At 68.9% G+C, this 26,039-nt stretch carries 29 protein-coding genes; 10 read left to right on the top strand and 19 right to left on the bottom strand.

What is annotated here, in order from left to right; all coding sequences use genetic code 11:
* The first annotated feature begins 620 nt into the window (after positions 1 to 620).
* A complete protein-coding gene (locus ACQP2Y_RS14450) occupies positions 621 to 980 on the top strand; it encodes an ATP-binding protein (RefSeq protein ID WP_433728247.1) in 360 nt (119 codons plus the stop codon).
* Positions 981 to 984: 4 nt separating this feature from the next.
* Here the strand turns inward: ACQP2Y_RS14450 and ACQP2Y_RS14445 are convergent, their stop codons facing one another.
* The gene (locus ACQP2Y_RS14445) at positions 985 to 1,809 is read right to left on the bottom strand and encodes an ATP-binding protein (protein ID WP_433728245.1); all 825 of its coding nucleotides are present in this window, start codon (positions 1,807 to 1,809) and stop codon (positions 985 to 987) included.
* Between the two features lie 381 nt (positions 1,810 to 2,190).
* Here ACQP2Y_RS14445 and ACQP2Y_RS14440 point away from each other — a divergent pair, with 381 nt between their 5' ends.
* Together ACQP2Y_RS14440 and ACQP2Y_RS14435 are read left to right on the top strand one after the other, a co-directional pair.
* Positions 2,191 to 2,928, top strand: coding sequence for an ANTAR domain-containing protein (locus ACQP2Y_RS14440; RefSeq protein WP_433728243.1), 738 nt, complete (start codon positions 2,191 to 2,193; stop codon positions 2,926 to 2,928).
* 14 nt (positions 2,929 to 2,942) lie between these two features.
* Positions 2,943 to 3,647 (top strand): ANTAR domain-containing protein, encoded by a 705-nt coding sequence (locus tag ACQP2Y_RS14435; protein WP_433728241.1) that lies wholly within the window; start codon positions 2,943 to 2,945, stop codon positions 3,645 to 3,647.
* A 33-nt stretch (positions 3,648 to 3,680) separates the two neighbouring features.
* On the opposite strand, the gene ACQP2Y_RS14430 is transcribed toward ACQP2Y_RS14435, so the two are convergent.
* The 7 genes from ACQP2Y_RS14430 to ACQP2Y_RS14400 all read right to left on the bottom strand — a co-directional run bounded on the left by ACQP2Y_RS14430 (position 3,681) and on the right by ACQP2Y_RS14400 (position 9,179).
* Positions 3,681 to 3,878: a hypothetical protein gene (locus tag ACQP2Y_RS14430; RefSeq protein WP_433728239.1), complete on the bottom strand. Its 198-nt coding sequence runs from the start codon at positions 3,876 to 3,878 to the stop codon at positions 3,681 to 3,683.
* Positions 3,879 to 3,947: 69 nt separating this feature from the next.
* Complete coding sequence (locus ACQP2Y_RS14425) at positions 3,948 to 4,817, bottom strand: slipin family protein (protein WP_433728237.1); 870 nt, start codon at positions 4,815 to 4,817, stop codon at positions 3,948 to 3,950.
* 248 nt (positions 4,818 to 5,065) lie between these two features.
* Positions 5,066 to 5,779: an ANTAR domain-containing response regulator gene (locus ACQP2Y_RS14420; RefSeq protein ID WP_433728235.1), complete on the bottom strand. Its 714-nt coding sequence runs from the start codon at positions 5,777 to 5,779 to the stop codon at positions 5,066 to 5,068.
* A 198-nt stretch (positions 5,780 to 5,977) separates the two neighbouring features.
* Positions 5,978 to 7,378 carry a wax ester/triacylglycerol synthase domain-containing protein gene (locus tag ACQP2Y_RS14415; RefSeq protein WP_433728233.1) on the bottom strand — a complete coding sequence of 467 codons (1,401 nt, stop codon included), beginning with the start codon at positions 7,376 to 7,378 and terminating at the stop codon, positions 5,978 to 5,980.
* Positions 7,375 to 7,887, bottom strand: coding sequence for a flavodoxin domain-containing protein (locus tag ACQP2Y_RS14410; protein WP_433728231.1), 513 nt, complete (start codon positions 7,885 to 7,887; stop codon positions 7,375 to 7,377). The genes ACQP2Y_RS14415 and ACQP2Y_RS14410 overlap by 4 nt, the downstream gene beginning before the upstream one ends.
* Positions 7,884 to 8,537, bottom strand: coding sequence for an SRPBCC family protein (locus tag ACQP2Y_RS14405; RefSeq protein ID WP_433728229.1), 654 nt, complete (start codon positions 8,535 to 8,537; stop codon positions 7,884 to 7,886). The genes ACQP2Y_RS14410 and ACQP2Y_RS14405 overlap by 4 nt, the downstream gene beginning before the upstream one ends.
* Before the next feature lie 207 nt (positions 8,538 to 8,744).
* Entirely contained in the window at positions 8,745 to 9,179 is a 435-nt protein-coding gene (locus ACQP2Y_RS14400) for a hypothetical protein (protein ID WP_433728227.1), read from the bottom strand.
* Positions 9,180 to 9,397: 218 nt separating this feature from the next.
* On the opposite strand from ACQP2Y_RS14400, the gene ACQP2Y_RS14395 reads away from it, so the two are divergent.
* Positions 9,398 to 10,273 carry an ATP-binding protein gene (locus tag ACQP2Y_RS14395; protein ID WP_433728225.1) on the top strand — a complete coding sequence of 292 codons (876 nt, stop codon included), beginning with the start codon at positions 9,398 to 9,400 and terminating at the stop codon, positions 10,271 to 10,273.
* A gap of 4 nt (positions 10,274 to 10,277) precedes the next feature.
* On the opposite strand, the gene ACQP2Y_RS14390 is transcribed toward ACQP2Y_RS14395, so the two are convergent.
* From ACQP2Y_RS14390 to ACQP2Y_RS14380, 3 genes are all read right to left on the bottom strand, one after another.
* Positions 10,278 to 10,520: a hypothetical protein gene (locus ACQP2Y_RS14390; protein ID WP_433728223.1), complete on the bottom strand. Its 243-nt coding sequence runs from the start codon at positions 10,518 to 10,520 to the stop codon at positions 10,278 to 10,280.
* Positions 10,521 to 10,686: 166 nt separating this feature from the next.
* Positions 10,687 to 11,046: a nuclear transport factor 2 family protein gene (locus tag ACQP2Y_RS14385; protein ID WP_433728221.1), complete on the bottom strand. Its 360-nt coding sequence runs from the start codon at positions 11,044 to 11,046 to the stop codon at positions 10,687 to 10,689.
* Between the two features lie 24 nt (positions 11,047 to 11,070).
* Entirely contained in the window at positions 11,071 to 12,147 is a 1,077-nt protein-coding gene (locus ACQP2Y_RS14380) for a class I SAM-dependent methyltransferase (protein WP_433728219.1), read from the bottom strand.
* 239 nt (positions 12,148 to 12,386) lie between these two features.
* Between ACQP2Y_RS14380 and ACQP2Y_RS14375 the strand changes: the two genes are divergently transcribed.
* Entirely contained in the window at positions 12,387 to 13,094 is a 708-nt protein-coding gene (locus ACQP2Y_RS14375) for a winged helix-turn-helix transcriptional regulator (RefSeq protein ID WP_433728217.1), read from the top strand.
* Positions 13,095 to 13,110: 16 nt separating this feature from the next.
* Here the strand turns inward: ACQP2Y_RS14375 and ACQP2Y_RS14370 are convergent, their stop codons facing one another.
* The 4 genes from ACQP2Y_RS14370 to ACQP2Y_RS14355 form a co-directional block, all read right to left on the bottom strand.
* Positions 13,111 to 14,397: an alpha/beta hydrolase gene (locus ACQP2Y_RS14370; RefSeq protein ID WP_433728215.1), complete on the bottom strand. Its 1,287-nt coding sequence runs from the start codon at positions 14,395 to 14,397 to the stop codon at positions 13,111 to 13,113.
* A 154-nt stretch (positions 14,398 to 14,551) separates the two neighbouring features.
* Positions 14,552 to 15,304 carry a DUF4386 domain-containing protein gene (locus ACQP2Y_RS14365; protein ID WP_433728213.1) on the bottom strand — a complete coding sequence of 251 codons (753 nt, stop codon included), beginning with the start codon at positions 15,302 to 15,304 and terminating at the stop codon, positions 14,552 to 14,554.
* A gap of 38 nt (positions 15,305 to 15,342) precedes the next feature.
* Positions 15,343 to 16,035, bottom strand: a complete 693-nt coding sequence (locus ACQP2Y_RS14360; RefSeq protein ID WP_433728211.1) for a DUF4389 domain-containing protein — start codon at positions 16,033 to 16,035, stop codon at positions 15,343 to 15,345.
* A gap of 61 nt (positions 16,036 to 16,096) precedes the next feature.
* Positions 16,097 to 16,795, bottom strand: a complete 699-nt coding sequence (locus tag ACQP2Y_RS14355; RefSeq protein WP_433728209.1) for a TetR/AcrR family transcriptional regulator — start codon at positions 16,793 to 16,795, stop codon at positions 16,097 to 16,099.
* Positions 16,796 to 16,871: 76 nt separating this feature from the next.
* Here ACQP2Y_RS14355 and ACQP2Y_RS14350 point away from each other — a divergent pair, with 76 nt between their 5' ends.
* Both ACQP2Y_RS14350 and ACQP2Y_RS14345 read left to right on the top strand, forming a co-directional pair.
* The gene (locus tag ACQP2Y_RS14350; RefSeq protein WP_433728207.1) at positions 16,872 to 17,486 is read left to right on the top strand and encodes a hypothetical protein; all 615 of its coding nucleotides are present in this window, start codon (positions 16,872 to 16,874) and stop codon (positions 17,484 to 17,486) included.
* Entirely contained in the window at positions 17,483 to 18,445 is a 963-nt protein-coding gene (locus ACQP2Y_RS14345) for an NAD-dependent epimerase/dehydratase family protein (protein ID WP_433728205.1), read from the top strand. The genes ACQP2Y_RS14350 and ACQP2Y_RS14345 overlap by 4 nt, the downstream gene beginning before the upstream one ends.
* Positions 18,446 to 18,539: 94 nt before the next feature.
* Here ACQP2Y_RS14345 and ACQP2Y_RS14340 read toward each other — a convergent pair whose 3' ends face one another.
* The 3 genes from ACQP2Y_RS14340 to ACQP2Y_RS14330 all read right to left on the bottom strand — a co-directional run bounded on the left by ACQP2Y_RS14340 (position 18,540) and on the right by ACQP2Y_RS14330 (position 21,061).
* Positions 18,540 to 20,165, bottom strand: a complete 1,626-nt coding sequence (locus tag ACQP2Y_RS14340) for an ATP-binding protein (protein WP_433728203.1) — start codon at positions 20,163 to 20,165, stop codon at positions 18,540 to 18,542.
* 265 nt (positions 20,166 to 20,430) lie between these two features.
* On the bottom strand, positions 20,431 to 20,712 hold the full coding sequence (locus ACQP2Y_RS14335) for a hypothetical protein (protein WP_433728201.1): 282 nt from the start codon (positions 20,710 to 20,712) through the stop codon (positions 20,431 to 20,433).
* 145 nt (positions 20,713 to 20,857) lie between these two features.
* Positions 20,858 to 21,061 (bottom strand): cold-shock protein, encoded by a 204-nt coding sequence (locus ACQP2Y_RS14330; protein WP_433728199.1) that lies wholly within the window; start codon positions 21,059 to 21,061, stop codon positions 20,858 to 20,860.
* Positions 21,062 to 21,982: 921 nt separating this feature from the next.
* Here ACQP2Y_RS14330 and ACQP2Y_RS14325 point away from each other — a divergent pair.
* The 3 genes from ACQP2Y_RS14325 to ACQP2Y_RS14315 are packed head-to-tail and all read left to right on the top strand — an operon-like array spanning position 21,983 to position 25,190.
* Positions 21,983 to 23,299, top strand: a complete 1,317-nt coding sequence (locus ACQP2Y_RS14325) for a hypothetical protein (protein WP_433728197.1) — start codon at positions 21,983 to 21,985, stop codon at positions 23,297 to 23,299.
* 21 nt (positions 23,300 to 23,320) lie between these two features.
* The gene (locus ACQP2Y_RS14320) at positions 23,321 to 23,524 is read left to right on the top strand and encodes a hypothetical protein (protein ID WP_433728195.1); all 204 of its coding nucleotides are present in this window, start codon (positions 23,321 to 23,323) and stop codon (positions 23,522 to 23,524) included.
* A gap of 25 nt (positions 23,525 to 23,549) precedes the next feature.
* Positions 23,550 to 25,190: a hypothetical protein gene (locus ACQP2Y_RS14315; RefSeq protein ID WP_433728193.1), complete on the top strand. Its 1,641-nt coding sequence runs from the start codon at positions 23,550 to 23,552 to the stop codon at positions 25,188 to 25,190.
* On the opposite strand, the gene ACQP2Y_RS14310 is transcribed toward ACQP2Y_RS14315, so the two are convergent.
* Complete coding sequence (locus ACQP2Y_RS14310) at positions 25,168 to 25,941, bottom strand: AfsR/SARP family transcriptional regulator (RefSeq protein ID WP_433728191.1); 774 nt, start codon at positions 25,939 to 25,941, stop codon at positions 25,168 to 25,170. The genes ACQP2Y_RS14315 and ACQP2Y_RS14310 overlap by 23 nt on opposite strands.
* Positions 25,942 to 26,039: the final 98 nt, after the last annotated feature.

The following is a 26,039-nucleotide window of genomic DNA, read 5'->3' as shown; positions in this document are numbered from 1 at the left end:
CGACCGCGTGGCCTGCCTCAGGTGATCGATGAACCGGTCACGGCCGGCGGCGATCCACACGCTGACCTGGGCGGACGCCGGGAGGTGTCGCACGGTCCGCACGGAGGGACAAACGGGAGACCGCATGCCCGACACCCACGGCCGCGGCCGTCCATCGGCCCCGCGAGCCGGTCACCGGCACGCGCAGCCCGTCCAGCAGGCGCCACAGCCGCACACCGCAAGCTGTGCACCGGCCATGCTGTACACAGACGCCGCACGGATGGCTCGACTCATCGGCGACGACCACCGGGCCACCGCACCGGGCACAAGCAGTGTCTCCAGCGGCATCCATGAGGACACCGTAAGCCCTCTTCACGATCGCCGCGAACGCTCACCGTACGCCCGGGTCCGCACGCCGGGCGGTGGTGCCGGTCTCGGCGTAGTCTTCGGGTATCGAGCCTGTTCCACACAGCTCGGCCGCTCTGGACCCCGGTGGCGCACCGTCAGGTACGTTCAGGAGGTCCCATGCGTCATCAGCACTGTGCGACAACGTCGGACGACGAGTGAGGACGCAACCTGCGCCGCTGGCTTCGTACCACTCAGGTTTTGACCTTGCCGCCCTCACCTCGGTGCGGCGGGCGGTGGCCGGCTGGCTGTCCCGGACCGATATGTCCCACGAGCGTACGTGTGACCTGACGCTGGCTGTCGGCGAGATGCTCGGCAATGCCATCGAGCACGGTGGCGGCAGCGGAACTGTGCGCCTGAGCCTGGTCGGCCGCAGTGTCACCTGCCTCATCAGTGACGAAGGACCGGGCCTGCCCGACCGGGTCGATCGCCACCACGCGCCGCGGCCGGATGCCGCAGCCGTGGACGGGCGCGGACTCTGGCTGGCCTTCTCGGTGTGCACAGCAGTCCGGCTGATCTCATCGATGCACGGCACACGGGTCGAACTGATGATGGAGATACCGCTGACCGAGAACGGTCACTCCCCCACGGCGTAACCCCTCACATCACCGTCGCCCACACCACCTTGCCGTGACGCGTCGGCACGACGCCCCACGCGGTGGAGACTCTGTGCACCAGCGGCAGGCCCCGGCCTCGTTCCTCGAGTTCGCCCCGCGGGCCGACGAGCTCGAGTTCGCCCGGGCGGGGAAACACGGTGACGCGGTCATGAACCGCCACGTGCAGTCGGGTGCCGCTGTGTGACACGGTGACGATGAAATCGGTGCCGGCATGTTCCACGGCATTGGCGGCCAGCTCGGACACGATCAGACAGGCGTCCTGGAGCACTCCCGGCAGGTTCTGGAGCCGACAAGCCTGCGCGACGAGGCTACGCGCGGCTGCGACGGATGCCGGACGAGGCTCCAAGCGGACCTGGCGACGGTCGGCCCGCGAAATCCGGGCGCTGATCCCTATCCGCGCCTCGCGCACAGTGCCGAAGACGCGTGGTTGCGGCCCTTCGAGACTCCGCAGGCGCCGGCTCAACGCAGTCGTCTCCGGCAAGCAGAACGTCATGTGCATCGGCGTGTCCGCGAGCCTGGCCTCCCGCCACAGCGCCAGCCAGAACGGCAGACTCGCCCCGTAGGTGTCCTCCAGATCCCGCAGGTCGACGATGATCGAGGGGGACGGCCCGGCCAGGCACAGGGGTAGCGCGGCGGACACCCGGTCGCTCAGCTGAGGCGACCACCGGCCGTGCACCGCCAGCTCGATCACCTGGATGCCCGCGTCGGTCGTGATGGTCGCCCCCACGCCGTGACGATCGGTGACGACGTTGATGAGGTACGGGGACTCCAACGGCCGGGCCTGCGCCCGCCGGTCGACAGCGGTCACCACGAACCGCCTCCGCGAAAGGCGCGGCCGACCGGTCGCACGACGCAGCAACTCAATGCGGCCACAGCGGCTCCTAGACACCTGGACAGGACTGAGGAGCTGCCGAGGGCCGGAGCAGCGATGCCGGAACGAACAAACAGTCCCGACGGGAAGACGCTACCTCACCCGGAGCGAATTGACGGTCACCGTACGGGTGACCGGCGCCGGCGTATCACCGCGGCGGCGCCTTTCGTCATGCGCGCGTCTTCCCGGTTTGACGGTGCGGGTCGACGGCGTAGGGTCGAGGTGTCGCCCTGGACCCGGTGGCTCAACCGATGCCACATCCGACACACGGGCTCCGAGGAGCATCCTTGATGGCGACCAGTCCGCTCGGCGGCCCCGATGGTGAGTGCTGACCGCAGAATCCAGTTGTGGGACCTCGTCGTCGAGCAGGCCCGAGGATCCTCCGTCACCGTGGGCCACGTCGGAGCCGTCGTCATCACGGTCGCCGGGGTGGACGCGACCGCGGTCGCCGTGACGCTCGCCGCCTCCCCCCGCGAGGTCGTCCACGCCAGCGATCAGGTCGCCGAGGCGATCGAAGAGCTGGCCACGACCCTCGGCGAAGGGCCGGGCGTCGAGGCTCTCGTCGATGGGCCGGCACTGGCGGCGGATCTTGACGCCCCTTCCAGCCGGGCCCGCTGGCCGATCTTCGCACCGGCGGCGGTGGCCCTCGGTGTACGAGCCGTGTTCGCCCTGCCTCTGCAGGTCGGCGGCATCCACCTCGGTGTGCTTGATCTCTACCGGGGCGTGCCCGGAGCCCTCTCCCAGCAGCGGTTCGCGGACGTCATGATGCTCACGGACACCGCCTGCGCGCTCCTGCTCGACGCGGGCACCGTCGCGGGAAACGGTCGTCGTCCCGAGGAAGCCGGCCTGCAGCATCCCGAGGTGCACCAGGCCACCGGGATGATGGTCGCCCAGATCGGGGTCAGCGCGGCCGTCGCCCTCGTACGGCTCCGCGCCTATGCGTACGCCCACGATCAACGCCTGCGCGACGTCGCCACCGATGTGGTCGCACGCCGCTTGCGGTTCCCGCACGACACCACAACCGTCACCGACCGCGGTGGCCACAACGGTGCATGACGAAGGTGAGTGACATGGCCCAGCCCCTGCTGTCGGACGTTTTCATCGAGATGGCCGACACCCTCGTCGACGACTTCGACGTCCTCGAATTCCTGCACACCCTGACCGAACGATGCGTCCAGCTCCTCGGGGTCACCGCGGCAGGGCTCATGGTCACCGACGGGGCCGGCAAGTTGCGCGTGGTGGCCGCGTCATCGGAACGCACCCGGCTCCTGGAACTGTTCGAGTTGCAGACCGACGAAGGACCCTGCGTCGAGTGCTTCCACACCGCGGCGGCCGTGTCGGTCGACAACCTGCCCACCGCGGGACGGTGGCCCCGTTTCACCGCGGCCGCGTCCGAAGTGGGTTTCGCGGCGGTGCACGCGCTACCCATGAGGCTGCGCTCCGATGTCGTCGGCGCGCTGAACCTGTTCGGGACCGAGCCGGGGGCTCTGGATCGGGAGAACCTGCGGATCGGGCAGGCGTTGGCCGACATCGCCACCGTGGGCCTGCTGCAGCAGCGTGCCATCCGCGCCCGCGACGTGCTGACCGAACAGCTGCAGGCCGCCCTCAACAGCCGGGTGCTCATCGAGCAGGCGAAGGGTCTGCTCGCCGAGCGCCTCCAGATCGACGTCGAGCAGGCCTTCACCATCCTGAGGAGCACCGCCCGCAACCGCAACCAGCGCCTGTCCGACCTCGCGCAGGCTCTCGTCGACGGCACGGAACGTATACAGGCGTAGGTCAGGACGGCTCAGTGAATGCCTGCTCGGCGGTCACGGTGTGAGCGGCGGCGACGGTGGCGCATCGTCGACGATCACGAATCGGCAGGAGCTCGCATGGTGCCGTTCCAGCGTGCAGATATTTCCGCTGGGCAGGTGCACCCGGGCGCATTCTCCCTGCCGGGCCCGGTCTTCGTCGATGGAGGGTATGTGCAGTTCCGGTCGGTCGTCACGATCGAGGTCGTCGTTCATTGATTCCTCCGGCTGTCGACGGCCATCCGCCCTGCGTCCCCCGGGACGGGGGTGGGATCGCGGCGGGCTCTAGGAGGAGCTCGCCAGCGGCTTGCCGTTGGCCGCCGGCGGCTGGATCGGCAGCGCGGCCGGTGTCAGCGGCACCACCGGTGCGGGCGGGCCGGCCGTCGCGGCGGCGTTCTCCCGGGCCAGGAACGAGCCGAGCTCGCCGATGGTGCTCATCAGCGGCGCCGGGAAGACCACGGTGGTGTTCTTGTCGACGCCCAGCTCGACCAGGCTCTGCAGGTTACGCAGCTGCAGCGCCAACGGGTGGGCCATCATGATGTCGGCGGCGGTGCCCAGGGCGTCCGCGGCGAGCGCCTCACCCTCAGCGGCGATGATCTTCGCTCGCTTCTCCCGCTCGGCCTCGGCCTGCCGCGCCATCGCCCGTTTCATGCTGTCCGGCAGCTGGATGTCCTTGAGCTCGACCAGGGTGACTTCGACGCCCCAGTCCTCGGTGGCGACGTCCAGGATCGTCTTGATGTCGATGTTGATCCGGTCGGTCTCCGACAGGGTCTCGTCCAGGGTGTGCTGACCGACGACCTTACGCAGGGTGGTCTGGGCGATCTGGTTGATCGCCGCGCCGACGTTCTCGATCGCGACGACCGACTTCACCGGGTCGACCACCCGGAAGTAGGCGACCGCGGAGACGTCCACGCTGACGTTGTCGCGGGTGATGATGCCCTGCGACTGGATCGGCATGGTGACGATCCGCAGGCTCACCCGGTTCAGCACGTCGACGAACGGGATGATGAAGGTGAGGCCGGCCTGCCGGGTGCCGATGACCCGGCCGAGGCGGAACAGAACCCCTTGTTCGTACTGCTTGACGACCTTGACGGCGAGGAACAGCAGAAACAACACGACGAGGGCGATGATGACGGCGGTCCAGACGACTGACATGACGGCTTTCCTGACCCCGGCGCGCGGCCGGATGTCGGTGCTTCGAGACGGTGCAGACCAGCCGGCGCGGGGCGCATCGGCCTGATCGGTCGGAGATGCGGGCCGCCTTCGCCGAGCGGCGAAGCGGCAGCCACCGGGGGCTCGAGCGACAGTTCAACCGTACGCCGGCTGCCTGCAGGAAGGAACCGGCGAGGGTCCCGGCGTCGGAGAGGTCTGGCCGCCGGCGTCGTGGCTGAACGTATGCCCACTCAGCGCTTGGGGGCAGTGGAGCGTGCGATGAGCGCCACGGCGACGTCGCGGAGTTTGCGGTTGCTGCGTTGCGACAGCTTGGTCAGGACGGTGAAGGCCTCGTCGGCGCTGCACCGCCGGTCGCGCATGATGATGCCCTTGGCCTGCTCGATGACGGCGCGGCTGCGCATCGCGATTTCCATGTGCTGAGCGAGGGTCGTCTGGGCGTTGTAGACGTAGGCGTTGGCCATGGCCACCTCGGCATAGCTCGCGAATGTCGTCGCGACGGCAAGTGCGTCCTCGTCGAAGGCGTGCGGCTTGGTGGCGTAGACGTTGAGCGCCCCGGTGACGGCATCCTGCACGGGCAATCCGATCGACAGGGAACTGTGCACTCCGGCTTCGCGGGCCTGGGTGGTCCAGTCCGGCCACCGCTTGTCGGTGGTCATGTCGGCGATGTGCTGGGTGCTGGTGGAGAACGCCGCTTCGAGGCAGGGGCCGAGGCCGAGGTCGTACTGCGACTCGTCGAGCGCGAGGGCGAGATCACCGGTGAAGGCGGGCGTGTGTGCGTCCTTGTTCTGCACCAGGGTGACGGATACCTCGTCGGCCCCGGGAACGGTGCGTCTGGCGAGGTCGGCCACCTGCTGGAAAACGCCGTTGAGATCGGTTTCGCTGAGCTTGATCCGGCCGAGCTGCGCGAAGGCGTCGACGGGTGCCAAGTGCGGGATGTGCGTCATGAGCGGCGTGTCCTTGCGATGGGCACATCACCGCGACCCCTGATGGGCGTGGGCGTGCGCGGATCCGCTGTAGGGCACTCGGGCGGGAGAGCCCTGGACCCGCGCCGCTGCTTGACGCTGGCTCGGCCAACTCGAAGAAGGTTGGCCCCAGGCCCGTGAGCATACCCCTGGTGCGGTCGACAGAGGATGCAGTGGCTCCTAAGGCAGCCGGCCGGCCGTGGGTTGCTCCGCAGCACATAAGACGCGAATTGACGCCTCCGGGACGGGCTCCGGCGGCTGGTCGGTGGCGATCAAGTCCAGCTCGTCCTGCAGGCGGGCCACCAGAGCTGGTAGATCCGGGCAGCACCGCGGATCCGCCGTGACCGTGACCGTCAGCGTGCCCGCGTACGACAGCACCGCGAACGCGACCGTGACGTTCCCGGTGATCGGTGTCACCGGGATGATCTCGAGGATCTGAGCGCCGAGCAGGAACAGGCCGGCGTCGGAGCCGCGGATGTTGGTGACCATCGTCGACACCAAGTGCTGACGGTTGACGAACCAACGGAGGACGCCGAGCCACGCGAGGGTGCGAAACACCGGTCCGAGCAGTGCGGCTGACGCGTTCGGAGTGGCCGGCCGACGCCGGCGCGTGGTGCGGGCGATCGCCGCGAGCCGCTGGTGCAGGTCGCCGGTCACGGTGACCGGCACCGTCATGACGCCCACCTCGTTGCCGAGGTGCCCGGCACTGGCTGATCGCCGACCTGCGACAGGTACGGAGATGACAAAACGGTCGACGGTTTCACCACGCTGACACAGCAACCCGTGCAGGGCGCCGGTCACCGCGGTGAGGACCACGTCGTTGACCGTCGCGCTGTGTGCGTGCGCCGTCCGCTGCACCGATGCCAGGTCAACGCGCACATCGGCGACACCGCGGTGCGATCCGATCGGCTGGTTCAGAGAGGACGGCGGCGGGCCGGCGACGCCTCCCGTGGTGAGTGCGGCCATGGCTGAGCGCAGGTGCCGGGCCTTCGCCGGCAGGTGGCTCAGTGCCCGGCAACGAGTGGCCGTTGCGTCGAGGAACACAGCACGCCGGCGGGGCGGCGGGCGCGGGAAGACGGTGTCCGGCGTGGCGGGCGCACCGTCTACGAGGCAGGCGAGGACGGCCAGGCCGCCGATGCCGTCAGCGAGGACGTGGTGCAGTGTCACGACCAGAGCAGCCCCACCATCGGACAGTGAGGTGATCAACGTGGCCGACCACAGGGGCCGGTTCCTGACGAGTCGGCGCGACATGGTGCCGGCGATGACGCCGAACATCGCGGACCGATCGTACGGTGCCGGGCAGTCCACGCTGTTGACGTGGGCGCGGATGTCGAAGTCGGGGTCGTCGACCCAGATCGGTCGTCCTGCCCCGAACGGAGCTCGGACCAGGCGCTGCCGTAGCCGCGGCACCGCGTGCAGGCGTCGATCGAGCACACCTCGGACCGCTGCCAGGTCCAGCGCCGACCCGGGGCCGAACATCAGTACCGCCGCGACCTGCATCGGTGAGCCAGGAAAATCGGAGGCCAGTTGCATCAGGTCGCCGGGAGTGGTCCGCTCGATCGTTGCCCGCGGGCGCCTCACGTTGTCCCGCTTCCCGCCTTGCTGAGCTCGGCGGCGATCTGTGCAGCCCAGGCGTCGACGGCGTCGAGGTCTCGGAAGTCGCCGTCGGCCACCCGCAGGGCCATGACGACGACTTTCTCGCCGAAACTGAGCTGGTGCCGGTCCAGGCGCCCGGCGAACAGACGATGGCCGCGAGCCTGGGTGGCCCGGATGATGTCGCCGATCTCGGCCGGGTCCTCATCCGGCTTGGGCGGATCACCGACCGGGCCGACGGAGAACAGCCATACCGGCCGCGGTGGCTGCGCCGCGATCTGTCCTGCGAGCTTCCGGGCGTCGTCGAGCCACCGCCCCAGGTAGACGGCGCTGCCCAGGACCACGACGTCGTACGGCGCCGGGTCACCGACCTCGGCAGCGGGAAGCTCATCCACGACGACGTCGGCGGGCAGCCCGGCCCGGAGCGTACCGGCGATGCGGCCCGCAACCCCGATGGTGGAACCGTGCCTGCTCGCGGTGCTGATCAGGATCCTCATGACTTCGGCTCCGAATTGTGGTCGGACTGCTCGGCGCGGTCGCGGATGCCGTGCAGCATGCGCCGGCTCATCAGGAAACTGATGGCTGTCAAGGGCTCCACCATCAACAGCGCCCACCACCGGGTGTACGCGTACCGTTCTCGCACGATGAGTCTGGTCGTGGTCGCCGAGACCGGTGACAGGTGGAAGGTCCACGTGAAGTCGTACGGCGCGATGGTTGTCCCGGGCAGCGCCCCGCCCCGCAGGACCAGCGTCCGGGGTGGTTTGGCGACGGCGACGTTCAGGGCCATCTCGGGTGCGAGCCGGACGGCGTCGCCGACGTCGAGGTGCTGCCAGTCGGGATTGATCTGGAGCGCGCTGTGGATGTGACCGCCGACGAGATTCTCCAGGGCGTCGTAGCTGTAGAAGCCACCGCGTCCCTGGCCGAGCTGGACGATCCAGGGCCACACGTCGTCGGCGCCGGCGTTGATCGTGATCGCCCGGGTGGCCGCCAGGTCCGGGTCAGAGATCAGTTCGTCGCCGGGTAGGAGGTCGGTGGTCTCGGCGGCGGTCGCGCCCCAGCGCAACTGCCGCCTCCGCACCATGACGGCCGCCGCGACGACGGCCATCGACGCAACGAGGGAGGAGACGCATCGTGTCTGGTCGCTCATGCCTACCTCCGGGGTGACAGCGCGGCTGGCGCGGGTGGCACGACGTCCGCGTACGCGGGACCGCTTCTCGCCTCATTAGAACGCCGCGCCGGCGGCAGACGTCAGTGCCGAACGGCCTGTCCGGCACTCCCCCGGTGTCTTCACGGTTTTCGGCGGGGGGTCACCCGGCGGCCGGTCCATCGCGATCCAGGGTCCGCTGTCCTCAGGTCAGGCGTTGTCGCCGTCGGGCGGCGTGGAGTTGTCCTCAGTGAGTTCAAGGCGGTCTGTCGCGGCCGAATGTCGGTCGGTCTCGGCATCCGTGCGGTCTATGGCGGCGAAGCGTCGTGCCTTCAGCGCAGGACCGTATTCATGCTCGCCGTCATGCAGGAAGGACCGAAGGCCGGCGGCCGTGTCGCGGGTCGTGGCGGCAACGTCACGCGCGTCTGCCTGATCGTCCCGTTCGGCGGCTTCGGCGAGGATCCGGGTCGCCCGTTCCATGCGGCCGGCCAGCTCCGCTTCGCGGAGATCGGCGCGGACCTCACGAGCATCAAGCTCGGCTTCGCGCTGTTCAGCCAGGGCTTCCCTCGAGTCCCCGGCACCCGGTGTCTGGGCCGCGGTCCGCTCTCCGACGCCACCCGGAACGTCAACTTCAGGCTTCTCCACGCGGACCTCCCTCGTCTGAAACGCCCAGTTGGCACGCGCAGCTTCAGTATCCGCTGCGGCGAAGTCCTGCGCCATCTCTCCGGCGGGCGCCGCCGTGCGGGTGACTCGGCCGGCTCCCGCTCGACAAGCGGTATCGATCGAGTGGTTGTTCGCCTCGACTGCACGCGTTCATTGACCACGATCAGTCGTACCGTCAATACTGCGGGCAGGTTGGGCAGATGCCGGCCGCGTCGGGGAGAAGGATCATCATGGAGGCACGCCCTCCGTACCTGTTCGGCAGCCTTGATCCGGTCGACCCGGACGTGAACGTCATCAGCGACATAGACACCGACACCGTCGAGATAACCGTCCGCGGCCGGTGGAATCAGCGCCTCGGCAGCAACACCTACACCAGTATCCGCAAGTGCATCGCCGGGCATCCCGCGACGCTGATCATCGACGTGCGACAGATGGACGACTTCTGGGCCGCCAGCGCGACGATGTGGCTGGCCGCCAACCGCGCAGCCGGCGCCATGGAGCCCCCGGTGCAGTTGGTGCTGTGCGTACCCCCGGCAACACCCCTGGCCGGCAAACTGGCTCGTCTCGGGGCATCGCGCTTCCTCGCCACGGCCGCCACCCCAGAACAAGCGCGTACGGCGGTCGCCTCCCACGCCGTCCTGACCGACCGGATGCAACTGAGCATGCTCCCGCCGGAGCCCTTGTCAGCCAGCGCCGCACGCGACCTCGTCGGTAGAGCCTGCGACGCCTGGGACATGCGCGAACTGCTGTACCTCGCCCGAGCCGTCATCTCGGAACTGGCGTGCAACGCCGCAGAACACGCCCGCACACCGATGGAGGTCGCCGTATACCGTCGCGCCACCGGCCTGCGCCTGTCGGTCCGCGACGGAGATCCCCGGCTGCCGGTCCTGCGCGACCCGGAACCCGTCGCCGCCGGAGAGCGCCGTTACGCGGCGGGTCAGGGACTGCGCATCGTCGATGCGGCAGCCACCGCGTGGGGCGCCATGCCGACCCGTGACGGCAAGCTGGTCTGGGCGACGCTGCGTGACAACCACCGAGCCGGCCACACAAACCGCCACGCGATACGCCTCGCATGACACTTCAGGGACGGGCCTCGCGGATGACCTGACGGACGTCGTCCGGCGGCACTTCGTGGTTGCGGTAAGCATGTGCAGCGGCGCGTTCAGCGGCAGCGAAACGACGGTCGCGTTCAGCATGTTCCGCCGCTCCAGGTAAAAATCCGACCGCCTGGTCGTGGACCTCAGCGCTGGCCTCGGCCGTCTCCGCGATGGCGTCCGCGGTCCGCGCCAGAGCCTCGAATGAGTCGAATGGCATGTTCTCCACAGGTGACCCCGGCTTTCGTGTTCACGCCGCGGCGCTTCGCGACTCGTCTCAGCGGACCTGTTCCAGTATGGCGCTCGCGGTGCCCGGTGAAGGCGTGCGGGCGTCGGCGTTTCGATGCGCACGCTCGCCCAGGCGTCCCCCACCGCGACCACGCCGTCGACTGAAGCTATTGAGCCGGCGCCGCATACATTGCGAATGTCTGAGAAACGATCTTGCCGTTGGCTACGACGAAGGTGTCGGTACCCAGGGGGATATCGCCGCCTATGCACCAGGTGATATAGGCGACGTTTCCGTCGACTTGCAGGCTTCTGAGCGCGAACCGCTCAATGGCCCGTGCCGGCAGAGCCGCGATGAAGTTCTCGAAGAAGCCGTGGATCTCCGGTTTCCCGCGATAGATCATGGCTTCACTGTAGAAATGCGCGTCCTCGTCGTAGTCACTCACGATCGCGGCAACCGACTTCTGGTCCAGGAATGCCTGCAGGTGGTTGCGGACAACGCTTTCCGTGACAGTCGTTTCGACGTTCATGGTCATCTCCAGGTTTGCGAAGGCCTATGGCCTGGCTTCGAGAATGATGTTGAACGGGGTTTCGGTCGCCCGGCGCACCTGGGTGAAGCCGGCCTCGTGCAGCACCGCCGTCAACCGCCGTTCACCGGCCTGCGCTCCCAGGCCCAGCCCGACGTCCTGAGCCAGCGAACCGGGGGTACAGATGACCGTGGACAGGCCGTAGTAGGCCCGCCCGACCGGGTTCAGGTTGTCCTCGACCGCGTCGCCGGCCGCCGGCTCGACCAGCAGCAGCGTGCCGTCCGGGGCCAGGGCCTGCCGGATGCGGCGCGCGCCCCCCACCGGGTCGCCCATGTCGTGCAGGGTGTCGAACAGGCACACCAGGTCGTACCCCTGGCCCGGCAGTTCCTTGGCCGGCGCGATGTCGAACCGCACCCGCCGGCTCACGCCGAGCCGGTCCGCCGCCTTGCGAGCGGCATCGATCGACGGCTGGTGGATGTCGAAGCCCACGAACGACGAGCGTTCGAACGCCTGCGCCATGATGATCGTCGACGCGCCGAGCCCGCACCCGACGTCGGCGACGCTCGCCCCCGAACGCAGCTTGTCCACCACTCCGTCCAGGGTCGGCAGCCACTGCTCGACCAGGTGGGCGGCATAGCCGGGACGGAAGAACCGCAGCACCCCGGAGAACAGCCGGTCGTCGTGCTCGTGCCAGCCGACTCCGGCGCCGGTGCGGAACGCGTTCATGAACACGTCGTGGTCGGCGTAACAGGAGGCGATGGTCTCGAACGCACCGCCGAGGAAAACCGGACTGTCCTCGTTCGCGACCACCATGGCCTGCTCCGGAGGCAGCTCGTACGTGTCGTCCCCCGGGTGGTAGACGACGTAGCCGCCGGCGGCCTGGTTGCCGAGCCACTCCCGGACGTACCGCTCCGCGGAGCCGGTCCGGTCGGCCAGCGTGGCCGACGTGATCGGCCCGGCCCCGGCCATCGCCTTGTAGAGGCCCAGCCGATCGCCGATGTGCAGTAGCAGCCCCGAGATGGCCGCGCCCATGTCGAGGACCGCCTGCCCGACGAATGCCTCGAGTCTTCCTTGATCGATCGGCTGGATGTCCGTCGCAGTCATTTGTGTCTCCGCTCCTCGGCCCAGGTCCACGACGGACCTGGCTGAATGCCTGTCACCGAGGATGGGGGTCCTGCGACCGGGGCCACCAGTGACGATGTCGTACCGCCCCAGGCCCCCTCCGATCGCCGGGCGAAGGAGACGAACCGGACCGATTGCCCTGCCGGCACGCTGCCCGGCAGGGCCTGGGCGGTACAGGATCCGTACTACCGGGTGGCGCCGAAAGCGAGCACGATGGCCAGATGAATCGCCGGGAGTACTGCCCGATCGCGGCCAGCGTCGAGGTGCTGGGAGACCGCTGGACCCCGTTGATCATTCGCGAGGTGATGGTCGGTGCCGGCGGCTTCAACGAGATCCATCGTGGGATTCCCCGGATGAGTCGCACCCTGCTCGCGCAGCGGCTGCGCGAGCTTCAGCGACGGGGCCTGCTGACACATGAAGCGAGCCGAGCCGGCCTGTCGGGCGTCTATGCCTTGACCGCGGCCGGTCAGGCGCTGACCCCCATAGTGTGGGCAATGGGCGCCTGGGCCGCTGAATGGATGTTCGGAGATCCGACCGCCGAGGAATGCGATGGCCTGACGCTGATCTGGCGTACGCACCAAGCCGCCATCCCCGCCAAGCTTCCTGAGATCCGCACCGTGGTGCACCTCGTCCTCACCGGGGCCGGCGGAGCCCAAGGCTGGCTGGACATCCAGCGCCCGGGCATCACGGTCTGCAAGGACGACCAAGGCCTGCCCGTCGATCTCGCCCTCGAGGCCGACACCGCACAGATGCACCGCTGGCTCGTCGGAATCGTGCCCTTCCGCGACATGGTCGCCAACGGACACGCCCGGTTCCTCGGACCGAGCCGCCTGGCCAAGGCCTTCCCCACCTGGTTCGACACCACCCAGTTCTCGGACAGCTTGCAACGGGCCGAACAACGCCGGCGGCGCGAGGTCGTGACTGCTTGAACGACCACCAGCCTGACTACTGGGCCAGCGGCGTCGCGTGCCGGATCGCTGCGACCACGTCGAGGGCCCCCTGACTGGTCGCGGCGGAGTCCTTCTCGTCTGCGAGGAGTTCTTGATGGCTCGCACCCTTGATGACTCGGTGCGCGCTGTTGGTCGACATGGCGGCCAGGCGCACATGGCCGGCGACGAGGTCGGCGTCACTTCCGGTTCCGGCGGTGAGCACCACCAACGGCTTGGCGCCGAAGTCGGTGAAAGCTCCGGCTTCGACCGCGGAGGCGTTGGCTTGGGCGAACTCGTCGACGAAGCTGCGCAGGTTGCTGCCCGTGACGAGGGTGGCCTGTGCTTCGTCTTCTGACTGCGGCGGCAGAGTACCGCCTTCGGCCGGCGCGAACAGCCGAGTCAGGCCGAGTCGAGCCGAGGTGGAGAGCAGCGTGGCAGCCCGCCCCATGGGGTAGTAGCGGTTCGGGTCGGCGGACCCTGAGGCGGCCGTTGTGTCGCGCGGTGCCGTGGTGTCCACGAGGACCATCCCGGCCACCTCATCCGGGTAGCGGGCCGCGTAGGTGAGCACGTACAGCCCGCCGAAGGAATGGCCCACCAGCACGTAGGGGCCGGGGACGTTCCCGCGTTGCAGCAGGGTGTGGAGGTCGCCGGCGATCCGGGAGGCGTCCTCGGGGGTGCTGACGGCATCGCTGCCCCCGCGACCCGGGCGGTCGTAGACGCAGACGCGGCTGTCGACGGCGACCCGGGGCGCGATCCAGCCCATGTCCGAGGACATCGCACCGAGCCCGGGTTGCAGCACGACCGTGGGACTGCCCGTGCCGGTGCAGTGCAGGTAGAGGGAGTGCCCGCCGACGTCGATCGACTGTCCGAGCATGGCCGGCGGGGTATCGGTGGCTGCGCTGACCGTCTCGTACGCGCCGCCCACCGCGGCCACAGTCAGCATCCCGATCACCGGATAGAGCAGCCAGCGCCGGCTGCGGCTCCGAAGGTGCCGGCGGGCCTGCACCACCATCCAGACCACGAGCACCAGTACGGCGGCCGGCCACACCCAGCTGAGTACCCGGTCCACGGAGGAGCCGAACACCAGCAGGAGCAGACCGCCGAGCCCCATGAACGCTGCCGGAACGGCGGCCCAAATTTGAGGCTGGTCGGTCAGCCGCGCCGACAGTACGGCCAACGTCGTCCACCCGAACGCGAATCCGCACAGGACCGCGCCGGTGACGGCGGCTTCCTCGGCCGGTACGAACGGGGCGGCGACCAGGAGCAACACGGCGATGAGTCCGGTGGCCAAGGACCCGAACACGATCCATCCGATGTGCCCCCGCGGTTTCGGGGCTGAGGGCAACGGAGTACCTGACCCATTTCCAGGTGGAGCAGTGGGCACGGGGAGCGGCGTGGTGGTCACCATGGACTCGATTCGCTGCATTGGCGTTCGGGAAATGCGTTGTTGGCGACGGTCAGGCCGGGACGACCTGACGTTCGGGAGGCGTGTCGAGAGGAGCCGTGACAGTGGTGATGGGCGAGGGTTTGAAACCCTTGACAACCAGGTAGACGCCCAGCGAGAACTCCCACAGGCCGATCGGGAGAGTCAGCAGCGCTGACGGCGTGGACACCTGATCCCAGAAGCCGAACATCGTGGCGACGGCCGACGTGACGAGCAGCGGTGCTCCGATGAGGCCGACCAGCGGAAGAATCCGCGGCACTAGACGGGACTGGTACAGCAGGGAGCCGATCAAAAGCGCGTTGACGGCGGGAAGGAAACCCTGCCCGAGCAGGAACGTCCAGCTGTGCATCGCGACCAGCGCGTTACCGGTGGCCAGTGCGTCCGATCCGGCGCCGGCCTGCCCCAGAGTCACGATCGTCATCACGATGACGACGCCGGAGATGATGGTGGCACCTTCCAGGACCCGCGTCCCGACGAAGCCCAGCGCGAGACTCTGGTTCTGCTTCTTGACCACCGGGTACAGCGTGACCGCGGTGCCGATGCCGGCGAGCGCGACGATCATTTCCAGGACACCGCCCCAGATGACACCGGTGCCGGGGTGGGGGCCGACGATGTAGCTCGCCTCGAGAATCGGATCGTACAGCCAGAGGATGGGTACGGACACAAAGCTGAGCAGGTAGAACGCGCCCGCGACCATCGCGGTTCTCCTCAGCGAGGTCATCGGAACCGCCGTGTTCGGTGGTGGGCGAACAACGGTTGCGGTCATGTCGATCTCCTTGGTGGACAGCGGAGTCGTCGGCTCGGCTACCGGGCCGGTGTGATGACCGGGGTCGCCGGGTCTGTGCCGCCGGAGTCCAGTCGGAAGGGTGGGTAAGCGTCGGTCATGAGGGAGGTGTAGGCGGCGACCCGCAGTACCCAGCGGTTCAGGCCGAGGATGAGATCGTAGAGGCCGCGGGGGTAGCGGCCGGTGAAGGCCAGGGTGACGGCGGCGATGAGGACCAGGAGTCCGATGAGCCCGCCGGCGGTCCAGCTGTAGTCGCGGGTGTCGGCGTTGCCGGCCAGGGAGGCCCCACCGCCGGCAAGGATGCCGACGATCAGCAGGTGCGGCAGTGCGAGCAGCCACCATTTCACCAGGACGAGTCCGCGCGACAGGTGCTCGGGATAGGGCACGTGGAACTGGGCGGGGTTGCCGGGGACCTCGGCGAGGGTGAAGGGCGGGTACTGGTCGGTGCCGAGGGCGCTGTAGGCGTAGTAGTTGACGCGCCAGGTCCAGCGCAGGACGCCGACGTTGAACTCGAAGATCGGTCGCGGATACCGGGTGGTGAACAGGATCGCGAAGAACGCGACGATGGACAGCGCGGTGAAGGCGATCCACAGGAAGAACAGCACGATGACGTGCGGGATGACCAGGACCCATTTGACGAGCCACAGCCATCGGGACAGGTGGGGGTCGAGGTGCGCGTCGACGCGCACCGGATAAGCGGACGCTACGGTCATGATCTTGTACCTCTCCAACGTGGTGGAGTGTCTGTCGTGCTCCTTCGGCGCGTGGCCGAACTCAGTGCCCCGTGCTGTCCACGCTCGCGGTGAGGCCGTCGAGCATGCGGTGCAGTCCCCACACGTATTGCTGGGTGGACATGTAGCCCGCCATGACCTCCGCCGCGGCGGCGGAACAGGGAAACCGGTCGGGCTCTGCGGCGGCAGCCGCGCGGTGCCGGCTGTTCGTTCTTTCCCCTTCCGGCGGGAGGGGTCCCGCCTGCCCATGGTCGGCGACCTCCAGGGCGATGGAGCCGAACACGTAGACGAGCAGCAGGTGAGCCGCCCGAGCGGCGTCGAACGTGGTCAGCCCGGCGTCGGCGAGCAGTTCCAGGAGCCGTTCGTTGAGGGTCCGAGCCTGCGGCCCGTCCATCGGCCCGCCGATCACGAGGCCGACGGCGCCGGGATGAGCGGTCAGCTGGGCGCGCAACTCCAGAGCCAGCGATTGCACCCGTTGCCGCCACGGTTGGCCCCGGTCGGCGAAGACGCCGTGGTCGACCTGACCGAGCAGGCGCTCGACCAGCGCCTTGAACACCGCGGCCTTGTCGGGGAAATACGTGTACATCGCGTTGGGCGACACGTCCAACTTGGCGGCGATGCCCCGCAGGGTCGCGGCGTTCGGCCCTCCTTCGTCAAGCAGGGTCAACGCGGCGTCGAGGATCTCGTCCTCGGTGAACGCGCGCCGCGGACCGCGAGAACGCCGTCGGGCCGATGTTTCCATGATCCCTCCTGCCACTCTTCACAGCGTACGTTATTTGTACAGTGTCCAGCACGATCGGTTTTCGGATCGGACCGAGATGACAGCTACCGAACCCATGAACCACTCCGCGACATCACCACCGTCGTTCCTGCGCACCTGGCTGATCTGGACCGCTGCCACATTGGTGTTCCCCCTCGCCGGCCTGGCGGGCACCGCCGTGGCCGGTCGGGTCGACAACGCCCTGTCGGCACTCACCGGCGGCGCGATCGTCGGGTTGATCATCGGTATCGCCCAAGCGGCGCTCAGCCGCCGGCGTCTCGACCCGCGCCGGTGGATCCCGGCGACCACCATCGGGATGAGCCTCGGGCTGCTCGTCGGAGCCGCCACGGTCGACTACCGCACCTCGATCACCGACCTGATGCTGATGGGTGCGATCACCGGTCTGCTGCTCGGCGTCGCACAGACCGCCGCGCTGCCCCACCGCACCCGATCCCGGTGGATCTGGGCTGCCGCCATGCCCGTCGTATGGGCTCTAGGCTGGGCGGCGACCACCCTCATCGGAGTCGACGTCGGCGCACAGTTCACCGTCGTGGGTCTCAGCGGCGCCCTGACCGTGTGCGCGCTGTCCGGGCTGCTGCTGCACGACCTGCTGCCGTACCGCCCCGCCGCCGGCCCGCGCCCTGCCGGCACTCCGGTCGGGGTGACGGCGTGACCACCGCGCGGCACGTCATCTTCGGCACCGGCGCGATCGGTCTGGCCACCTACGACGCCCTGCGCCGGCGCGGCGAGTCCGTCCGGCTCGTCAACCGCTCCGGCCAGGCGCGCGTACCCGACGACGTCGAGGTGATCGGCGGCGACGCGCGTGACTCCGCCTTCACCTGCGCCGTCGCTGAAGGCGCCGCTGTGCTCTACCAGACCCTCAACCCGCCCTACCACCAATGGACGGCCCAGTGGCCCCCACTGCAGGCCGGCGTGCTAGCCGCGGCCCAAGCCACCGGCGCCCGCCTGGTCAGCATGGAGAACGTCTACATGTACGGCCGGCCCAACGGCCGGCCACTCACCGAGGCCCGACCCGACGCCGCCCACACCACCAAAGGTCAGCTGCGGGCCCGGATGGCCGGCGAACTCCTCGCCGCGCACCGGGCCGGGCGCGTCCGGGTCGCCATCGGTCGAGCCTCGGACTACTTCGGCCCGCACGGCGGCGCCCAGTCCAACCTCGGCGACCGCGTCTTCCCCGCCGCGACAGCCGGCAAGACCGCCACCGTCCTCGGTGACGCCGACCAGCCGCACACCTACACCTACATCCCCGACATCGGTGAAGGTCTCGCCGTCCTCGGCGAGCATGCCGACGCCCCCGGGCAGATCTGGCACCTGCCCAACGATCCCGACACCAGAACCACCCGCCAGCTCGTCGAGATGATCTATCAGCAGGCCGGCCGACCCCGCGCCAAGCTGCGCACCATGCCGGCCTTGCTCCTGCGCATCGTCGGCCTCGCCAACCCGACCGTGCGTGAACTCATCGAGATGCAGTACCAGTTCGACGAGCCCTTCATCGTCGACAGCAGCAAGATCGCCACCCAGCTCGACGTCCACGCCACCCCGATCGGGCAGGCCATCGCCGACACTCTCGCCACGTACCGGTCAGGGAGTCGACATGGGATCACGACATAGCACCGCAGCGCGGCGGGTCCACGATGCCGAGCAGGTACGCGAGACCACGAGAAGCTGACGAGCACCAGGTGGCCGGCAACGGCGCACCGACCGGTCAGGCGATGGCCGGCGTGGTGGGCAGCCGCACCACGAAGGTGGTGCCGGGACCGGTGCGCTCGGCCAGCGTGATGGTGCCGTGGTGGCGTTCGACGATGGTGCGGGTGATGACCAGGCCGAGGCCGGTGCCGGGGATGCGCTTGTTCAGGGCTGTGGAGGCGCGGTAGAAGCGGCGGAACAGCCGGGGCCGTTCGCCTCGGGGGACGCCGATACCGGTGTCGGCGACAGTCCAGGTGATGTTCTGGCCGATGTCATCGCAGCCGGCCGCGATGGTGATGGTGCCGCCGTCCGGGGTGTACTTGATGGCGTTGGAGAGCAGGTTGTCGGCGACCTGACGGAGCCGGTTGGGGTCGGCGTACAGGTCGAGCCGATCGGGCAGCTGCACGATCACGCTGAGCTGTTTGCCGGCGGCCAGCGCGGTGTTGGCCTGCACAGCCTCGCCGATGATGGCGCACAGGTCGGTGTCGACCGCGTCCACGGCAAGGTGCCCGGATTCGAGCCTGGCCAGATCGAGCAGGTCCTCGGCCATCACCGCCAGGCGCTGCGAGCTGCGCTCGATGACGCGCAGGTATTCACGTTGTTGTTCGGTGGTGAGGTCGTCGAGTTCCTCGTCGAACAGCCCGACGGTGCTGCTGATCACCGCAAGCGGGTTGCGCAGTTCGTGGGTCACCATGGCCAGGAACTCGTCCTTGGTCCGGGCCAGTTCGAGGGTGAGTTCCTCGGCCCGACGACGCTCGAGGTACTGCCCGACTTGCGCGGCGAGCCCGCCGAGCAGTCCGAGCAGGATGTCCTCAGGGTCTTCCACCTGGTCGCCGTAGACACACAGCGCCCCGAGGGTGTGCCGGCCGAAGGACAGCGGCACGCCGACGGCGACGTGCAACCCGATACGCGCGGCGGCGCCGCTGCGCAGGGACGCACCGTCAGCGGACAGGTCGGGGATCCATCGTGCGGCGCCGTCGGCGCAGATCCGGCCTGGCAGCCCGATGCCGGGTTCCAGCGTGTCGAGGGCGAAGCTGCCCAATCGCCGGCCGGGCTCGGTGTGGCGGGCAGCGCAGGTCAGCACCTGCCGGTGCTCGTCGACCAGCCACAGCTCCACGACCGGCCAGCCCATTTTCACGCCGAGGGCCTCGACCACCCGATGCGCGGCGACGGCACTGGAGTCCGCCGCGGCCAGCGTGAGGGCGATGGCGGCTTTGACCTCGGTGAACCGCGCGGCCCGGCGTGCGTTGGTGACGTCGTCGGCGAAGGCGTGAAACATGCGCCCGCGTGGTTCCTCGGTGACAGTCAGGGTCATCTCGACGGGGAACTCGTGACCGTCGCGGTGCAGTGCGGTCAGCTGCAGCTGCTGGCCGAGGACCCGGCCGGGTCCACCGGCGGCCAGGCGAGCAAGGCCAGCTCGGTGCGCCGCGCGGAACTGGACCGGGATGATCAGCTCGGCGATGTCATGATCACAGGCCTCGGCGGGGGTGTAACCGAAGATCCTCTCGGCGGCCGGGTTCCAACCCTTCACCCGGCCGTCGATGCCGATGGCGATGTAGGCCTGCAGCGCCACCGCGAGCACGGCCTGCGCTTGGCGCACCACGCCGTCGACGTCATTGACTTTTTCGGACAAGTCCTGCGTCATCACGGACCCCAGGTGCCTCGGCTCGATGGCCGCGCCATGCCCGGAGGGCGATTGATCGACGCTGTCCCGCTCAGCGTACGGGCGATGTCCGATTCACGTTCCCGCAACGGACACACCGACGGACACGTCCCATAACCTTCCAACCGGCACGAACGACGCCTCGAGTGAGGTGTCCGCCGCCGTGTCGGGTTAGGGTCCGCACCGCTGCACCGCTGCACCGCCGGCATGTCGGCGTAGCGATGGAGCCGCGCCGTGCGCCGAGCTGTCAGAACGGTGCCGGTCCCCGACCTGACAGCGAAATCAACAGTTGCGTGGCGAGCAGCTTGCGCATGCCGGTGATGGCGACTGGCCCCACCCGGTCGTAGGGCAGTTCCAGTTGCAGCCCTTCGACCGCATCGCGAAGGTCTGTGGTGATCTCGTCCGGACGGAACGTGCCGCCCCATCCGTCGAGTCCTCCGCGCTGGTTGGTGCTGAGGGACGCCATGCCGGAAATGCACGCGCCGTCAGCCAGGGTCAGCCTCGCAGGGCCTGAATACGTCGTCGTCATAGTCATCAACCTTCGGGGGGAAAACGCCGTGCACCTACGATCCGTGCGGCCTGACAGTCAATCAAGCCGTGGTGCTGTGACGGAAGGGTGAAACGCCGAACGGCGGCCCGCTGAACCAGTCGGGCCGCCGTTCGCAGAGCAAGGGTCAGAGCGGGCGGATGTTCTCCGCCTGCGGGCCCTTCTGGCCCTGGGTGATGTCGAACTCGACCTTCTGGTTCTCGTCGAGGCTGCGGTAGCCGCTCGTCGCGATGGCGGAGAAGTGGGCGAAGACGTCAGCGCCGCCGCCGTCCGGGGTGATGAAGCCGAAGCCCTTGTCGGCGTTGAACCACTTCACGGTACCTGTAGTCATGTCTGCTCCTTCGCAGGCTGTAGAGACCGCACTGTGCGGACTCTGGCGCCGCTGCGTTGATCACCCGCGTCGAAACGACACGAAAAACGAAAAGCGCCCGGGTGGGTTTGGATAACCCATCAGGCGCCGGAAAACGTCTACGGAAATCAAAACTGCAACACGGTAACCGTAGCACATGATCTTCTGTCGATGTTCCGGCAGGCGGTGGGCAGTGACGAGGGCCCCGGCGCGAATGCGCCGGGGCCCAGGGTTACGGGTCAAAAACACCATCTACCGACAGGTACGTCGGTTTGTCGTGTCCACACCTACCGCCAGTGACGGTTTCGGGTGCGAGGATCGCATAAGCGTGACCGGAGACCACCTCTCGTTCGATGGAAACTGCGGTGTCCACCCCAGCGCTGAATGACGGGCTGGTGGCGGGCGATCCAACGGTGTTCGGCCCTCCCTTTCCTCTGCTTCCAATTTCCACTGCTGTCGTGCTGTCCGTCGGTGTCGAAGCCCCACGCGACTTCATGGCCCCGCACACGTGCGACGGACGACTTCCCAAGCGGAACCCCGAACCAGCCTCGGCCCCGCCTGATGTGCCCCGACCTGGACTTACGCCGGGGTCTTGCCGTGCCCTTGCCTTACTCACTGCGGCGGTGACACGAACTCACCGCTATGCCGAGCGAGCCACGAGAACGTCCGGGCCCTGCTTAACGCTCGGTCAGATCGTCTGCGTCTTCGGCGATCTCTGCTGTCAACCCGCACTACGTTAGCCAGGTTCACCGAGCTTGTCTAGTGATCTGGACATAGATTTTCTCGGCGTCGGTCGCCCGCTTCAGGGAGCCGGCTGGACCTTCGGCTAGTGCCGGTCGACGGCACGAGGGTGGACAGTCTCGAAGGGAAGGTCGCCGCGTCTTAGGACAGAGGGATATGACCATGGGTTCTCGTGCCTTTGCTGCCGTCACCGCAGTCGTTTCGCTCGTCGCCGGCGCCTGGGGCACACCCGCGTCAGCCATCCCCCGGGCGACGACGATCCGGGTCAGCGCGACTCCGGCCGGAGGACCACCCGACAACTTCAGCAACGAGCCGGCCATCTCCGCGAACGGCCGCTACGTGGCGTTCACCTCGGCCGCGTCCGACCTGGTCCGCCGGGACACCAACGGAGCCTGGGACGTGTTCGTCCGCGACGTCCGCACGGGCGTCATCAGCCGGGTCAGCCTGTCTGAAACTGGCGCCCAACTCGACGGAGCGAGCTACCAGCCCGCCATCAGTGGCGACGGTCGCTACATCGCCTTCTTGTCCTTTGCCACCAACGTCATCGCCGGCGATCCCAACCCGACGGGCAACATCTTTCTGCACGACCGGCGGACCGGCAGCACGGTACGAATTCCGCCGGCCGGCGAAGGCGCGCCCTACGCGCCGTACGCGGACAGCCCGTCGATCAGCCGCGACGGCCGGGTGATCGCGTTCAGCAGTCGCAACGCTGTTCTGCCCGGCGACACGAACGACACGTCCGACGTCTTCGTCTGGCGTCGCGGCACAGCGCGCATCGAGCAGGTCAGCGTGTCCAGCCAGGGCCACCCCGGCGACGCCGAGAGCTACGACGCGGCTGTCAGCGCCGACGGCCGGTACGTGGCCTTCACCTCGAATTCCGGGAACCTCGCCACCGACGGCGCAACCGGACAATGGCAGATCCACCTGCGTGACCTGCGGACCCGTACGACCACGATGGTCAGCAGGTCGAGCAGCGGCGTACCGGCCAACGGGGAGAGCAACGTCGGCGGGGTCAGTGCCGGCGGCCGGTACGTCCTGTTCACCTCGAGTGCATCGAACCTGGTCCCGGGGGACGTCAACGACGTTCCGGACGTGTTCCTGCGGGACCGCCGGCTCGGCACGACCCGTCGGGTGAGCGTTTCGCGTACCGGTCAGCAGCTGAGCATGGGCAGCGGCCAGGCCGCACTGAGCGCGACCGGGCGCTACGCCGCCTTCGTGTCGCCGGACCCCACCATCGTGGCGGGCGACACCAACGAGCTCGCCGACGTGTTCGTCCGTGATCTGCGCACCGGGCGCAACACCCGGGCGAGTCTGCCGGCGTCGGGCGGACAGGCCGACAGCGACAGCCACGACCCGGCGATCGATGCGCACGGCCACCGCGTCGCCTTCGTGTCCTCGGCGACGAACCTCCTGCCCGACCCCGCCCGCGGCATCGAGGCGGTGTACCTCCGCAGCTACTCGGGCGATGCTCCGCGCTGACCGGGTAACTAGGCTGAGCCGGTGACGGATGCTGAGCTCATCGCCATCGCGCGGGCGAAAGCGGCCGAGCTCCGTCGCCCGTCCTTGCGCGACGCCGAGGTGGCAGTCGATGGGCCGGTGGCGGAGGTTCTGCTGAGCGACCCGCGGTACGCCCGCGGTGGCGGGCTCCTGGTGGTCATCGATACCGCCACCGGCACCGTCCTGCGGGCGATACCGCAGCTGTGAAGGGGCGTGACCTATCGTCGTGGGGGTGTCGCTCGCCGAAGACCTGAACGACCCGGATGACATGATCCGGTTGCTGGCCGTCGGGAGAGCCGCGCGGGACGGTGGACCTGAGGTCATCGGCAAGCTGCTCGACATGGCGCTGCACGACGGTGCCGAGGTGCAGACGGCCGGTGGTGTGGCCGAGCGCTGGGACAACGTGAGCGACGCCGCGGCGGGAGCCCTGGCCGCCGTCCTCCGCCGGCATGCGCCGGCCGACCAACGGGTCCGCCGGGCTGTCGTCGACCTGGCCGAGAACGACGACCGGGTCGGCCGGCTGCTGTACTTCCTCGGCCCCGACGCCGAGCCGGTGCGCCGCGAGCTGGAGATGAGCAGCGAGGAACGGCTCCGGGTGCGGGCGCTGCGGGCGGTCCTTCCGTTTGACCGTACCGTGGAGCTCAACCGCCGCTTCCTCGCCGACCCCTCGCCGATCGTCCGGCTCGAGGCGCTGCGCGGAAGTTCCCGGTTCGACCCGGAGGACGCGCCCCGGGCGCTGACCGACGCGAGCGCGGAGGTGCGGCTGGCCGCAGTGCGCAAGTTGCAGTGGCGGGACACGCCGGCGTTCGTCGCCGCAGCGCGGGTCGAGACGGTACGCGAGGTCCGGGAGCAGTACGTCGAGGCGCTGGTCGACCGCCCACTGACCGACGACGTGTTCCGGGCGCTCCTGGGATATCTGGCCGACGACGGCTGGGTGGGGCGTACGGCGGCCCGGCGCCTGCGCCTGATCGACAGCCCCGGGGTCGTTGCGGCGGTCGCCTCCCGGATCCTGGTCTTCGACGACGAGGCGCACCTGGCGGCCTTGGCCGAGTTCCCCCACCTGCTCGAATACGCGCCCGAACTGTGGGAGCCACTCCAGCGTCTGGAGCGCAGCGCGACGGACGGCGAGCTGCTCGGCATTCTGGGCCGGCTGCCGCGGTGGGAGCGGTCCGCGTACCCCTTGGAAGATCCGGCGGACGGCCTGGACCCGGTGCAGCAAGCGCGGCTTCTCCGCGCCGTCCTGGGTTGGGCGCACCGCGTCGTGGACTCGGACAGTGCCGTGGAATCGGAGGGGCTGGCGGCGTGGCTGGCGGCACCGGACGACCACACCGCCGCGGAGTGGATCATCGAGCACGACTGGTTCGGCACCGGGCCGGTCGCCGACCTGCTGCACGCAGCCGTCGACGGCGACCTGCGGCGCGCGCTGGCCGTCGACCTCGGCTCGGATGTGCTGCGCCTGGCCCACCTGTTCACGGCCCGGCAGATCCGCGCCGATCTGGACCCGCTGCCGCCGAGACCGCTGAGTCGCCTGCTGACCGAAGATCCCGACCTGCTGCGCGTGCGCTTTCAGCGGGGCCGCACCGTCGTCCTCCGGCTGCACGGATCGGCTGCCGTCGGCCCGCGCCTCGAACCGGCGGACGCGGTGCTGCACGTGCCGTGCCCGGATTGCGACACATCGGCGCGGGTGCAGGGTCCACCCGCGTGGAGGTATCGCGACGAGGACCGGGTGCGCGAGTTCGAGGACGGTTACGCGGCCACACTGACCGGCGCCTGCCCGGCCTGCGGGGCGTCGGTGCGCACGGAGGTGCTGATCTCGGTGACGGAGGGACGATTCGACGGCCCGCGCGAGGTCAGCTGGGACGCCCGGTTCTGAAGGACGTGGCGAGGGTCGGGTCGCCGGCGAGCATCCGCTGGTGCAGCTGCTGGAGCTTCACCGCGGGCTCCACGCCCAGGTCCTGCACCAGCACGTGATGGGTACGGCGAAACGTCTCCAGCGCGTCAGCCCGGTTACCGCCGCGATACAGCGCCAGCATGCGCTGCCCCCGCAGCCTTTCCCGGTACGGATGCTCACCGATCATCGCGTCGAGCTGGCTGACGATGTCGCCGGTGGCACCGGCGTCCAGCTTGAAGTCGATGTAGTCCTCGAAGGTGCTCAGCCGTGACTGCTCCAGCCCCTCGGCGGTGCGCTCGACCAGGGCGGTGTCGCGCTGGCCGTCGAACGCGCGGCCCCGCCACAGGGCGAGCGCCGCGCGCATGGCGGCCGCCGCACCGCTCCGGTCGCCCGTCGTACGAGCCCGCGCCGCCTGCTCGGTGAGCTGGTGGAATGTGTCCACGTCGAGCTCGCCGGGGCGGGGACAGATCGCGTAGAAGCCGGGTGAGGACTCGACGCGGTCGTGGTCGCCGAGCAGCTTGCGCAGCCGGGACACGTAGGCCGACAGGGTCCGCCGCGCGGAACGCGGTGGCCGCTCGGCCCAGAGCTCGTCGATCAGCAGGTCGACCGAGGTCGGCGTGCCCGCCCGGGCCAGCAGCAACGCGAGCACCCGCCGCAGCATCACGGTCGGCACCGGTTGCACCCGGCCTTCCTGCCGCACCGTCATCGGACCCAGAACGCTGAATTCCAGCATGCAACTCCCCCCGAGAGGTCACATGGTCATCTATGCGCTCCGTGCACCCTAGCTGAATTTCACCGTCCGGGTCGACTTGGTGATTCTGCGTGATCATC

The sequence above is a fragment of the Actinoplanes sp. CA-051413 genome, assembly GCF_050955795.1.
Lineage (GTDB): Bacteria > Actinomycetota > Actinomycetes > Mycobacteriales > Micromonosporaceae > Actinoplanes.
Note: the sequence above shows the minus strand (reverse complement) of the source record. Positions and strands in the feature narration are given on the sequence as shown.